7 protein-coding genes are annotated in these 13,533 nt (G+C 42.4%); 3 read left to right on the forward strand and 4 right to left on the reverse strand.

Features of this window, described 5'->3' with window-relative positions:
* Positions 1-2 precede the first annotated feature (2 nt).
* Positions 3-2,594 (forward strand): hypothetical protein, encoded by a 2,592-nt coding sequence (locus VS868_RS13410; protein ID WP_345598256.1) that lies wholly within the window; start codon positions 3-5, stop codon positions 2,592-2,594.
* 1,058 nt (positions 2,595-3,652) lie between these two features.
* On the opposite strand, the gene VS868_RS13415 is transcribed toward VS868_RS13410, so the two are convergent.
* The 4 genes from VS868_RS13415 to VS868_RS13430 are packed head-to-tail and all read right to left on the reverse strand — an operon-like array spanning position 3,653 to position 10,815.
* Positions 3,653-5,080 (reverse strand): alpha-amylase, encoded by a 1,428-nt coding sequence (locus VS868_RS13415; protein ID WP_345598258.1) that lies wholly within the window; start codon positions 5,078-5,080, stop codon positions 3,653-3,655.
* Between the two features lie 57 nt (positions 5,081-5,137).
* On the reverse strand, positions 5,138-6,256 hold the full coding sequence (locus tag VS868_RS13420) for a SusF/SusE family outer membrane protein (RefSeq protein ID WP_345598260.1): 1,119 nt from the start codon (positions 6,254-6,256) through the stop codon (positions 5,138-5,140).
* A gap of 22 nt (positions 6,257-6,278) precedes the next feature.
* Entirely contained in the window at positions 6,279-7,871 is a 1,593-nt protein-coding gene (locus VS868_RS13425) for a RagB/SusD family nutrient uptake outer membrane protein (protein ID WP_345598262.1), read from the reverse strand.
* A 19-nt stretch (positions 7,872-7,890) separates the two neighbouring features.
* The gene (locus VS868_RS13430; protein ID WP_345598264.1) at positions 7,891-10,815 is read right to left on the reverse strand and encodes a SusC/RagA family TonB-linked outer membrane protein; all 2,925 of its coding nucleotides are present in this window, start codon (positions 10,813-10,815) and stop codon (positions 7,891-7,893) included.
* Positions 10,816-11,028: 213 nt separating this feature from the next.
* Here VS868_RS13430 and VS868_RS13435 point away from each other — a divergent pair, with 213 nt between their 5' ends.
* Together VS868_RS13435 and VS868_RS13440 are read left to right on the forward strand one after the other, a co-directional pair.
* Positions 11,029-12,066, forward strand: coding sequence for a LacI family DNA-binding transcriptional regulator (locus tag VS868_RS13435; protein ID WP_266071039.1), 1,038 nt, complete (start codon positions 11,029-11,031; stop codon positions 12,064-12,066).
* Between the two features lie 107 nt (positions 12,067-12,173).
* Positions 12,174-13,532, forward strand: coding sequence for an MFS transporter (locus VS868_RS13440; RefSeq protein WP_266071038.1), 1,359 nt, complete (start codon positions 12,174-12,176; stop codon positions 13,530-13,532).
* Position 13,533 lies beyond the last annotated feature (1 nt).

Below are 13,533 nucleotides of genomic sequence, written 5' to 3' on the forward strand. Positions count from 1 at the left end.
TCATGAAGAATTTTAGATTTATAATTTTCCTGGCCCTGAGTATCGCAGTTGTGAATCCGGTTGTGGCGCAGGCTGTCAAAAATGGCAAAAAAGCAGATGTTTTTGTAGATGATAGCGGCGTGATGCGCTGGGGGCATAATAAAGAGGAGGTGAAAGGTTTTGGGGTGAATTATTCTGTGCCTTTTGCCCATGCTTTTCGGTCTGGTAAGAAGATGGGAGTGGATCTTAAAAAGGAGATGCAAAATGATGTTTACCATTTTTCGCGTCTTGGCTTTGATCTTTATCGCATTCACATCTGGGATACCGAAATAAGTGACGCAGAGGGCAATCTTCTAAAAAACGAGCATCTTGACCATTTTGATTTCCTTATAAACGAACTTAAGCAACGCCGAATCAATTTCGTACTCACGCCCATTGCTTACTGGGGCGGTGGCTGGCCGGAACCCGATACAGAAACTCCCGGTTTTTCTCACAAATACGGAAAAGAGGGCAGCCTCACTCATCCCGATGCCATTAAAGCCCAGGAGAATTACCTGGCCCAGTTTCTTAAACATGTTAATCCTTACACCGGGATTGCTTACAAAGACGAGCCTAATGTGATAGCTTTTGAAGTCAGTAATGAGCCGCACCACCGGGAGAGCCCGGAGAAAGTGCAGGAATTTATTGAAAGGATGATCGTCTCCATGAAATCTACCGGCACAAAAAAGCCTATTTTCTATAACGTGACCCATAGCATCCAGTTGGCCGAAACTTACGCAAAAGCCGGGATAGACGGCGGGACTTTCCAGTGGTATCCCACCGGGTTGGGCTTTGGAAAAGAACTCGAGGGCAATCTCCTGCCCAACGTGAATAATTATGAGATTCCGTTTGATGAGGTTTGGGAGGAACACGGACTGGCAAAACTGGTCTATGAGTTTGATGCGGCCGATGTGATGAAATCTTATATGTATCCGGCTATGGCACGTAGCTTCAGGCAGGCCGGCATACAGATTGGCACTCATTTCGCTTACGATCCTACCTTCATGGCGCCCTATAACACCGAATATGATACTCACTACATGAACCTCGCCTACACGCCCTCAAAAGCCTTGGCATTGATGATTAGCGGTGAGATTTTTCACGAGTTGCCAATGAATGAAGATCTGGGCAAATATCCTGCAAATCTTAACTTCGGAAATTTCAGGATTAGCTATGAAAAGGATCTTGCTGAAATGAATTCCGAAGAAAAATTTATTTATACCAATACCACCGAAAGTCAGCCGAAAAATCTCAAAAAACTGAAGCAAATAGCAGGAGTTGGAAGTTCTCCTGTAGTAAAATATGAGGGCAAAGGAGCTTATTTTCTTGATAAGCTCGAAAAAGGCGTGTGGAGGCTTGAGCTAATGCCCGATGCTATTGTGGTTAAAAATCCCTTCGGAAATAACAGCCTGGACAAAACCCTGGCAGTTATAAATCATGCGGAATGGGAGATGAAGGTCACACTTCCCGACCTTGGAGCTGATTTTTTGATTACCGGACTTAATTCCGGAAATGAAGTTTCTGAAAATGCTACTGAAAACGGATTTTCTGTAAAGCCCGGTACTTACATACTTGTCAAAAATGGCAAAAAAAGCAGGTCTTCCTACAAAGGCTGGAGCGAAAGAGATTTGACTGCTTTTGTAGCACCTAAAACCACGGTAGACAGGACTTATCTGGTCCACGAGGCTGTTCCTACGCTTACTGAGGGTGAAAAACATGAAATTTCAGCTGAAATTGTTTCAAGTAAACCTGTAGAAAAGGTTGAAACCTGGTTTAAAAACGGAAATACATATGAAAGTGTGCAACTTCAGCATAAAGATGCATATGATTATGGTGCGGCAGTTCCAGAAACGTTGCTCAAAAATGGCATGTTAGAGTACCGTATCATCGTTACAACTCCTGAAGGAACCAATACTTTTCCGGGAAGACAGAATGGGGATCCGGGGGAATGGGATTTTGATCCTGATGAGCCTTACAAAATTCGTGTGGTAGAAACTAAGTTTCCGGTTTACCTTTTTAATGCTTCGGAAGACAGTGAGAATATCGTGGCGCGATGGCTGCCAACGCTCAACACCGTGCCTGCTGCGCATCCCGGAGAGGCTGAATTTAGGGTGAATGTTGAAAAGCTTTTTGAAGTAGATCCTGAAAACACCGAAGCAAAACCAGTTTACGACTATTCTTTCCGGTACAATTTTAACAGGAAAGTAGCGGGTAGGGAAGAGGCTTTGGAGGATAAAGTAAAGCTGGTGATCAAAGCCCGCTCTCTTAATGATAAGCCATTAAAACTACAGGTGGCGCTGGTGATGGATAATGGAAGAAGTTTTGGAAAAGTTATAGAACTTCAGCCTGAAATTGAGGAATATGAAATAGGTCTTTCAGAATTGCAGCCGGTGAAAACAGTTACTCTGCCGCGACCATATCCATCATTTTTACCATTGTATTTTGAACATGATATCCAGGAACCGTTAAAATTAGAAGACGCTGAAAGTCTGCAGTTTTCAATAGGTCCCGGTCTTTCAGAGTCTGAACAGCAGGAACAGCATGGCGTGGGGATTGTTTCGGTGAGGCTGGAGTAGATTAGTAGTCAATAGTTCGTAGTCAGAAGGAAGCACCAAAATACAAGCATCAAATTCCAATTTTTAATCCCCTCCTTTGGAGGGGTGGCCGCAGGTCGGGGTGGGTTTTATGATATGTCGCTCCTCTGGAGCTCATAGGCATCTTTACATTTCTCTCCTATAAATATGCCGCTCCTGCGGAGCTCATTCTTTTATCACGTTTTGAGCTATTACTATACCGTTCCTCTGGAGCTAAACTATAATTTCCAGAAACAGAAGCGGGAGATTCCAGCGACCAGGCATTAGAATCGGGACTAAATAAAGTTTCGCCAGCAAATTGATTAAGGAAATATATCAATAATTTCTACCATAAATCATCCTCGAAATATATCCCCTCCTTTGGAGGGGTGGCCGCAGGTCGGGGTGGGGTTAAAGATATGCCGCTTCTCTGGAGCTCATAGGCATCTTGACATTTCTCTCCTATAAATATGCCGCTCCTCCGGAGCTCATTCTTTTATTATGTTTAGAGCTATTACTATACCGTTCCCTGGAGCTAAACTATAATTTCCAGAAACAGAAGCGGGAGATTCCAGCGACCAGGTATTAGAATCGGGACTAAATAAAGTTTCGCCAGAACGTTAATTAGGGAAAGATATCAATAGTCTCTACCACAAATCATCCTCGAAATATATCCCCTCCAGCGGAGGGGTGGCCGCAGGTCGGGGTGGGGTTAAAGATATGTCGCTCCTGCGGAGCTCATTCTTTTATTATGTTTAGAGCTATTACTATACCATTCCCTGGAGCTAAAATATAATTTCCAGAAACAGAAGCGGGAGATTCCAGCGACCAAGTTTTAAAATCGGGATCCAATAAAGTTTCGCCAGAACGTTAATTAGGGAAAGATATCAATTGTCTCTACCACAAATCATCCTCGAAATATATCCCCTCCAGCGGAGGGGTGGCCGCAGGTCGGGGTGGGGAAGTTGGATTATATGTCGCTCCTCCAGAAGTAGAAATCACTTTATATAAAAAAGGCCGGTCAAATTTGACCGGCCTTTCTAATTTTCTTTCCGAAGAAATTATTTCATGATCGAGTAAACTGCGTAACCTTCTTCGGGCGCCTGAATAGTTACAACGCCACTTTCGGTGGTTAGTGCGGTATATTCGGTATTGCCCGTATAATCCATTACTCTTTTAGAACTCCAGGTAGTCTCTACCGTGTGGGATTTTCGGCCATTCGTAGAGAGATAAAGAAGAAGCCCGGGGTTGCCATCGGTTCCTTTACGATGCATGATGTATTCATCGTTATCTGCAAAAAGTACTTCTACTTCTCCGGTTGCAATAGTATTGTTGATAAGGATCAACTGGTTCAGCTTTTCCTGAAATTGTTCATTCTCATAATCTGAGTAGAAGATGGTAGGATAACCGGGGTGCGTAAGTATAAAAGCATAGGCCATCATCTTATTTTCAGCCGCAATCCTGTTATCTTCATGTGTATCTTTTTCGGTATCGTGATTCGCAGTAAATGTTACCGCTTTATCGGGATAATTTTGCCACACCATATCGCGCGTCAGGTAAGTGAGATCGTCATAACGATCAAGAGCTTCTTCGAGTTTGTAAAAGGTGGAAAAATCGAAGACCGATATACCTGTTTCTTCAATATATTTTTCAAGTACAGCAGGATTTCCATCCCACAGTTCGGCAACTCCAAATCCGCCTACAGATTCCATCCAGTCTTTCACCACCCATGGGGAAAAGCCTTTGACAAAATCAAAGCGCCAACCGTCAAAACCAACGTTGTTCTTGTAGTATTTGGCTACCGAATTGTCATTCAGCCACAGCCAATCCTGTACATGTTGTACATCGTGATCAAGATCCTGACCAAGAAAATACCCGCTGTCATACTCGCTGGTGTTGTTGGGATGAAAATCTTCCCAGGTGCGGTTAAACATACCTGAGGCATTGCCGTGGGCTTCATCAAAAAGCGTGTAAGTAGAATCCTGAACGTAAGGGTTCCATTCTTTACCCCCTCCCGAGTTATGGTTAAGAACGATATCGGCAATCACTTCAATTCCGTTGCTGTGAGCCGCGGCAATTAGATTGTCAAGTTCTTCTCTGGAACCAAAACGGGTTTCTGTGGTTTCATGCTGAAAGTATTCTCCCAGATCATAATAATCTGAAGGGTCATAACCCATAGAATAGCCACCAGACTGACCTTTTGAAGCAGGCGGAAGCCAAATACGGTCTATCCCTGCATTGGCCCAATCGTCAACTTTTTCAGTTAAAAGATTCCACCATTCATGTCTTGGCTCTACATCCCAATAAAAGGCCTGCATCATAACTCCGGTACCGTTGTCATAATCTGCCAGGTTTATTGGCTGCGCCTCAACAGGAGGCGGGTTTACCGGTTCTTTTCCCGGATCTGGCTCTCCCGAATCATCGTCTGAGGAACATGCGCCCAACATGAGGAGTGAAAAGAGAAAAGGATACAAAAATTTGTTTTTCATATTTGTGGAATTAAAAAAAAAGGCTGCGCCAGGCAGCCTTTTTTTGGGTTTCTATTCCTATTCGGCTGCTTCCTGCTCAATAAAAATGTAGCGTCCGGTAACATCGTTAAACCACACATTGTAGGTTCCGGCTTTAGAGACAATGATATCATCACCTGTAGCCAAACCACTTGGGAAGTTTACTCCGCCACCCCAGCTAACACTCCAATCCTGGTTAGCTCTGAATTTTATTCCAGCTTCAGAGAGTACCACATCTTCTGTGAACCAAATGTGAGGATTAAAGGCTGACTTGGTAAGCATAATGTCTGGAGTTGGATTGTCATCACCAGGCCATCCAACTGTAGTTCCTGCTCCCACCAAACCTATCATTTCATAAGTCTTTTTATCGGCAGCATCTGGAGCTGGCTCTAAAGTGTAAGTAAGATCTTTTGTATTAACCACAACTGTGTAATATCCTTCTGCAGGAATTGTAATTCCGGCAGGATCTGGATCAGCTTCTGTTTTGCGGTATGTTAAAACTCCTTCTTCAGATGAGCCATACTGTGGTGCCCACCCCGTTGTTTCTACAAATTTTAGTCCTCCGGCTTTCAATTTACCAGTGTAGTAGTAAATATTAGCATTCTCTGCATCACGGAATAGAGGAGTATTGTTATTGTCTGGGTTCCATCCTGCAGCAGTAGCGTCACCAACCATATATAGGTTAATGTACTCAGGTTCTGTAGGTACAACAATAGTGAAAGACTCAACTTCAGAAATGTGAGCCATTTCACCTGCAGTTCCAGGAGAAGCCACTACTCTTACGTAGACTGTGGTCATATCATTTTCATCCAGTTCAGTTTCTGCAACAAGTTTAATAAGTTGCTGTGCTGTGATGTCCAGATTATTAATAGAAGTACTACCTAAGGTTTCAGGGTTTTCAAAACCTTCGGTAAGTGCTCCCTGTACCTCATAGTTAATATTGGTAGAAACTTCAAAATCTACTTCATTCCACACAAATCTATCTACAACATCTCCTGGCTCCATTTCTGTAAGATCGTAAGTGGAAGCAAAAGTATTTGTAAAGTGGATTCCCTCAGCATCGGGATTTGCGATGAATACCACATCATCATCACTCGTACAGGCGTTAAATCCTACAAGAGCGACAAAAGCTAATAGTACTATTGATAATTTTTTCATTGTTCTCATTTTATAAATAAGGTTAGTATCCTGGATTTTGTGTTAAGTTGGTGTTTACTCCCAGATCGGAAGCCGGAATAGGGAACAGGTTCCTGTAGGCGGCAGTTGTTGTCCCTTGCGGAACATCGCCTTTCCATGCCCAAACTGCATTCTCGGTAAAACGGTTGAAACGGATAAGGTCTGTTCTTCTATGTGCTTCCCAATATAATTCCCTTCCACGTTCGTTGATAAGGAAGTTGTTGTTGATTGCACTTGCAGTAATAAGACCGTTACCTTCTCCATAAGCTCTTTCTCTTAATTCGTTGATGTAATCTACCGCCTGGGCCATGTTTGTGTTGCTTCTAAAAGCAGCTTCGGCATACATGAGGTAAACGTCTCCCAGTCTAAACAAAGGGAAATCGGTATCTACATGCTCTCCGGTAGCATCGCTACCCTGATTTCCATTAACATCTACGTTCTTAAATTTACCTACGGCATAACCATCTGCGAAGTTGCTTATGGTATTCACTTCAAGATTTTGACCTTCGGTGTAGAACATTTCTCTTCCATCGGCAGAATCGGCTCCATCAGGAAACAGGCTCACAAATTCGGGAGTAGTTCTTAGACCTGCCCATCCGGAGTTTACTCCAAATTCTTCAGGATCCATATCACCACCAATAGATGCGTGGATAACAAAGGTTAGTCCGCCGTAAGAGTTAGTGTTAAGACCATCAAACCTGATAGGGAAGATGATCTCGTTTTGCGCACCGTTAACATCATTATCGGCAAGGAAGAGCTTTTCATAATCGTCTACAAGTGTGTACCCTGCATCTATAACTTTTTGGGTATAGGTGAGTACTTCACTGTATCTTGGGGTACCAGTATAAACTTCTGCATTAAGGTAAAGTTTGGCAAGGAGGGTCCAGACAGCAGCCTGGTCTGCACGACCATATTCATTTTGGCCTGCGGCTACTACTTTACCTTCAATGTCGAGTAGTTCACTCTCAATGTAGTTGAAAAGATCTGCTCTCTGGATTTGCTCCGGAAGGAAAGCCCCTACAGGACTGTCTTCATTGATAAAAGGAGGATTTCCATAAAGATCCATGGCATGGTAATAACTCAAAGCTCTAAGGAATCTTGCCTCTGCTCTAAATTGTTGAACTTCGGTGAATTGAGATTCATCAATTCCATTGGCGCTTAAATTTGCATCACTTGACTGGCGGATGTATTCATTAGCCTGTGCAATTTGATACATAATCCTGGAGTACATGGTACGAATAAATTCGTTACCTGAAGTCCAGTTTTGTCCATGTAAGTCGGCAATAGTACCGTCATTCCAGCCTATTAGGGCTTCATCTGTAGGTAATTCCTGGAGCATCCAGTAGAGACGGAGGTATTGTGAAAATCCTTCGTCTAGCCCTAAAAGGTCGGGATTTCCTGCAGGGCCTTCCTGCCCACTTACAGCAAGACCGGCATAAAGTTTAGCCAAGAACTGTTTATAAGCAGCCGAATCATTTAGCAATTGACCCGGTACTTCCCTGTTGTCTTCAGGCTGAAGATCTAATTCGCTCTCACAAGACCCCAGAATAGTAACGCTGAGGAAGAGGAGAAAGAATGATTTTATTTTATTGTTCATATTCATAGTTTTTAATTCTCTAAAAAGTAAGATTAAGCCCTAAAGTGTACGTTCTTGGTCTTGGATAGAAGTTGTTATCTATTCCGCCAGAGATCTCAGGGTCTAGACCGTCATAGTCTGTAATGGTCAATACATTTGTTGCGGTTAAAGAAGCACGAAAGTCTACTTTTTCACCTGCAATTAAGTATCCAATAGATACATTGTCAAGCTTCACAAAATCTGCACTTTGAACATAGTAATCTGAGAAGAACTGACTTTCATTGAAGTCTGACTCCAGAACGTTTGAGTTAAAGTTTGAATAGTAAGGCTGTGGAGTAACAGTTCCCGCTCCTCTAAATCCGGTAGCAGACTGCATGTTGTTGTACATGTAACCTCCAAAGCTTCCTCTCCAGGTAAAACTGAAATCGAAATCCTTATAGTTGAAGTTACTGCTTAAGCCCATGTAGAAGTCTGGGGATCCTTTTTTGTATGGTTGACGGTCAATTTCAGTAATGGTGTTGTCTCCGTTCACATCAACATAAGCTCCTTCAATAGGTTCTCCATTTGGATCATAAACCTGTCTGTATACAAAGAAAGTAGTTGGGTCAATGCCTTTTTTCCAGATCTGGATCATGTTACCAACACCACCGCTTATTTCTCCTTGTGGTATAAAGAAGTTTGGATCTTCTCCCAATGATAGTTTAGTAATTTCAAGATCCTGGAAGGTGATGTTGTAGTTAACAGACCAGTTCATCTTGTCTGACCTTATCAAATCTCCGTTCAGACCAATTTCAAGACCTTTACTCACAGTTTCTCCTACGTTAGTGATCAATCTGTCAGAAAGGTTAGCACCGGCAGGAACTGGTACTTCCGCCAACAGGTTCTCGGTAGTTCTGTGGTAGGCATCTACACTACCTGATAAACGATCATTAAAGAGTCCGAAGTCAATACCTACGTTATAGGTTTGTAATTCTTCCCATTGAAGATCTTTGTCATATTCTTCTGGTCTAAGGGTTTGATAGAAACGATCACCAAACTGGTAGCTGGCACCTCTTTCACTCGGTGTATAGATACCCATATAGCCATAGTTAGGACCAATCTCCTGGTTACCTGTTACCCCATATCCTGCTCTTAATTTTAATTCTGAAAGTACGCCTGAATCTTTAAGGAAATCTTCATTGTTAACTTTCCAACCTAGAGAGACAGCAGGGAAGGAGCTCCATCTATTATCTTCACTAAACCTTGAGGAGCCATCCATACGGTAACTACCAGAAATCAGGTACTTGTCGTCAATGTCAAAACTTGCTCTTGCAAAGTAAGATTCAAGGGCATTTCTGTCAATTGTGATTGGATTTAGCACCCAGTTTCCTTCTACGGCAGCATCGGTATATCTCTGCTGGCTGGAGATAAAGAACTCCTGGTAAGAATGTCCTACTGTAAAATCAAAAGCAGTGCTTAAAGATTCAACATAAGGCTTATAGTTGAAATAGAAATCCAGTAACTGGTTTCTGTTCATTCCCCAGTAAATCTCTTCATCGGCGATATCCTGAAGTACAACTGCAGAAGTTGTAGGGCGTATGTTAAAACCATCATTTTCAGAATAATCAACTCCTGCATTTAAATTGAACTTAAGATCGTCAATTAATGGGATTCTATAATCTATGTTGAAGTTTGTGATCAAACGTTTGGTTTTCCCTTCATCTTCCCGTTGCAGTAAAAGTGCTACAGGATTTCGGGTAGCCTGTTGTAAAGCAACTCCTTTGTTGTTCGTCCACTCATAGAATCCTCCATAACGGCTGTTTTCATCATAAACAGGCTTGGTAGGGTCAAAGTTTACTGCAGCACCAATAGCCCCTTCATCAGCAAAGTCGTTACGGTCAATACTTCCCTTGGCAGTAAGGGTAAGTTTAAGATCGTTGTCTAAAAGATCGTAATTGAAAGCAGTGTTCAACGCATTTCTCTCATAAGCATCTGTTCTTAAGACCCCGGTTTGAGAAGTGTGGTTAAAGTTTACTCTGTAGTAAAAATTCTCAAGACCCTGTGAAACTGTAAGGTTGTGAATTGCACCTACCGAAGTCTGGTAAATCTCATCCTGCCAATCTGTACTGGCATCACCTAAAAGACCAACATCGGTACCTGGAGTAGTTTCAATGAGGTTTCTAAACTGCTCAGCGTTTAGAACATCAACTGTTTCTACTACCTCTCCAACAGAAGCTTTTAGGTCATACTCAAACTTGAGGTCTGAGTTCTTTTTACCTTTTTTAGTAGTGATAAGAATTACACCGTTAGAGGCCCGTGAACCGTAGATGGCAGTTGCCGAAGCATCTTTAAGTACTACGAAATCCTGGATCTCATTAGGGTTAATAGCGTTCAACTGGTTTCTTACACCCTGTACACCTCTTTGATCTAAAGGTACACCGTCAACCACTATAAGTGGTGAGTTGTTGGCTGATAAAGAGGAACCACCACGAATTCTTATCTCGGTGCCACCACCGGGTGCACCACTACCAGAGGTAATTTGAACCCCGGCCGATTTACCCTGAATCAACTGTTCAGGAGAGACAATGGCTCCCTGGTTAAAGTCTTCAGTGGAAATTTGTTGAACGGCACCGGTAGCATCCTGTCTTCGCGTAGAACCGTATCCAATTAGAACTACTTCTTCAAGTATAGCTGTATCGGGGGCAAGTTGTACGTTGATTGTTTCCTGCCCGGTAAAAGGAATTTGCTGGGGAGTAAATCCAATATATGATATCACTATCACGTCATCAAGATTCACCCCGTCAAGTGTGTATTCCCCGTCAAAATTTGTAGTGGTACCGGTCGTGGTACCTCTAATTACTATGTTAGCACCCGGAATGGGCATCCCGGTATCCCTTTCGGTAATTATACCGCTAACAGTGGATTGAGCAAAAAAGCTCATTGGCATCAATAACATGAGCAATGTGCTTTTAATAAATGTTCTCATAAATTTGCTTTGTTAGGTTTTACTTATTTTAACCTTATATTTCTACTTTCCGGGAATAAAAGTAGCTATTCTAAAAGGATCTACAGGTATTAAATAAAACACTAAACCCCTCGAAATCGATTTCGTGTTGAAAACTTTATCATAATCTTAATTTAACAGTAAAATATTATAGATTTACCATTTTTAACCGGTCTCCATCTTAATCCCCTTACAATGAAGCCAAAACTTACCCTTAAGCAGATAGCACGAGAGCTTGATGTCTCAGTCTCAACAGTTTCAAAAGCCTTACGCGACAGTCCTGAAATTAGTGACGATACCCGTCAAAAAATACAGGCTTTTGCCAAGCTCTATAATTACAAACCCAACAATATTGCCCTGAGTCTTAAAAACCGCAGGACAAAGACCATTGGTTTGGTGCTGCCCGAAATAGTACATGATTTTTTTGCTACCGTTATTAGCGGGGTGGAGGAAGTGGCAAACAAACGTGGTTATAACGTTCTCATCTGTTTATCAAACAATTCCTTTGACAGGGAGGTGATCAACCTCGAAATGCTGGCCAATGGGAGTATAGATGGTTTTATACTTTCTGTAGCCAAAGAAACGCAGCAAAAGGGAGATTATCATCACCTCGAAGAAGTAATAAGCCAGGGTATGCCGGTTGTGATGGTAGACAGGGTGGTGAATGATATTATATGTGATAAGGTGATCATAGACGACAGTGATGGCGCACGGGATGCCGTTCAGCAACTTATAGATAACGGGTGCCGAAAAATAGCAATTATTACCACAGTTGATTATATAAGTGTGGGAAAACTAAGAACGGAAGGATATCTACGGGCACTCCGGAATAATGACCTGGAAGTTGAAGAAGATCTCATCCTTAAGATTGAAGATGTGGAAAACAGCCATGAAGAAATTGCCCAATTCCTTTCTGAAAGAGAGGTAGACGGAATTTTTGCGGTAAATGAACAATTTGCTACAAGTGCGGTAAAAGCAATAATAAGTCAGGGACGGTCTGTACCAGATGATGTTCTGGTCTTCAGCTTTTCTGACGGAGAACTCTCGCGCAGGTTTATTCCCACTTTGAGTACCGTAAACCAACATGGGGCCGAAATGGGTGCAAAAGCCGCCGATTTACTTCTTGACAGGATCGAAAATGATACTACAGAAGAAAAATTCCAAACCACCATAGTAAAAACCAGTCTTATAGAACGGGAATCTACACAAAACAGAAAAATGCCGGCGGTTTAATATTTTTATTATCTTTGCCGGGATTTTATATCAGAACTTATATTTCTACTTTCCTTTAATAAGTTTTGATAAGTCTAAACAGCTTATCGTAATCAAACAATACGATAATGCAAAAACGTACCCTGAGTTTTTGGGAAATCTGGAACATGAGTTTTGGATTTCTGGGCATCCAGCTTGGTTTTGCCCTTCAAAATGCCAATGCAAGTAGAATCCTGCAAATTTTTGGAGCCGATGTTCATGAACTGTCATGGTTCTGGCTTGTGGCACCTATAACCGGCCTTATAATCCAACCCATTATTGGTTATTACAGTGACCGAACCTGGACAAAATTAGGACGAAGGCGGCCTTTCTTTCTTACCGGAGCCTTAATGGCAGCAGCAGGTTTGATTTTAATGCCTAATGCCGATCTTTTTATCGCCATTCTTCCATCTCTTTGGATTGGCGCCGGGATGCTCTTTGTAATGGATGCATCCTTCAACATTGCCATGGAACCCTTTAGGGCTTTAGTGGCCGATAATCTTCCATCAGACCAGCGTACACTGGGCTTTAGTGTTCAAACTGTTTTAATTGGGATAGGAGCTGTAGTAGGTTCCTGGTTGCCTTACGTTCTTGCTAACTGGTTTAACATTAGCAATCGTGCTGTGGCCGGGGAAGTACCATTGCACCTTTTACTCTCCTTTGTTATAGGTGCTGCGATCCTGGTAATAAGTATTCTTGTTACAGTCTTCACCACCAAAGAATACTCTCCCGAAGAACTTGAAAAAATGGATGACCACGTTTCCGAAGATGAAGTGGAAACCGAAAAGAAATCCAGCCTCCTCGATATTTTTACCGATTTCAAAAACATGCCATTCACTATGCGCCAGCTTGCCTGGGTACAGTTCTTTTCATGGTTTGGTCTTTTTGGAATGTGGGTATTCTCCACTCCGGCAATAGCACATCACGTGTATGGTTTGCCTCTTTCAGATAACAGCAGTGAAACTTACCAGGATGCCGGAGACTGGGTGGGAGTGCTGTTTGGTGTATACAACGCCGTCTCGGCAGTATTCGCTTTTTTCCTCCCGGTGATCGCACTAAAACTCGGAAGAAAAACCACCCACATGTTCTCTCTTGTTCTGGGAGGGCTGGGGTTACTGTCTATATATATAGCTCCTAACGAATATTGGTTGTTGCTTTCTATGGTAGGGGTTGGAATTGGCTGGGCAAGTATTCTTGCAATGCCTTACGCAATTCTGGCAGGATCAATTCCGCCGAGAAAAATGGGAGTTTATATGGGGATCTTTAACTTCTTTATTGTTATTCCCCAAATTATTAATGCCATAATAGGAGGCCCCATGGTAAAATACCTTTATGATGGAGATCCTATTTATGCCCTGGTGACCAGTGGTGTAGCCTTTCTTATAGCCGCCGCATTATGTGTGAGGATTCACGATGTGGATGAACCGGTAGTAGTAAAAAAAGTTTAAA

It is taken from the genome of Salinimicrobium sp. 3283s, from assembly GCF_039602225.1.
Lineage (GTDB): Bacteria > Bacteroidota > Bacteroidia > Flavobacteriales > Flavobacteriaceae > Salinimicrobium > Salinimicrobium profundisediminis.

What these genes read in the sequence shown, in the direction of transcription:
- VS868_RS13435 (WP_266071039.1), top strand. Translation starts at nt 11,029, where the DNA reads ATGAAGCCAAAACTTACCCTTAAGCAGATAGCACGAGAGCTTGATGTC.
- VS868_RS13440 (WP_266071038.1), top strand. Translation starts at nt 12,174, where the DNA reads ATGCAAAAACGTACCCTGAGTTTTTGGGAAATCTGGAACATGAGTTTT.
- VS868_RS13415 (WP_345598258.1), bottom strand. Translation starts at nt 5,080, where the DNA reads ATGAAAAACAAATTTTTGTATCCTTTTCTCTTTTCACTCCTCATGTTG.
- VS868_RS13425 (WP_345598262.1), bottom strand. Translation starts at nt 7,871, where the DNA reads ATGAACAATAAAATAAAATCATTCTTTCTCCTCTTCCTCAGCGTTACT.
- VS868_RS13410 (WP_345598256.1), top strand. Translation starts at nt 3, where the DNA reads ATGAAGAATTTTAGATTTATAATTTTCCTGGCCCTGAGTATCGCAGTT.
- VS868_RS13430 (WP_345598264.1), bottom strand. Translation starts at nt 10,815, where the DNA reads ATGAGAACATTTATTAAAAGCACATTGCTCATGTTATTGATGCCAATG.
- VS868_RS13420 (WP_345598260.1), bottom strand. Translation starts at nt 6,256, where the DNA reads ATGAAAAAATTATCAATAGTACTATTAGCTTTTGTCGCTCTTGTAGGA.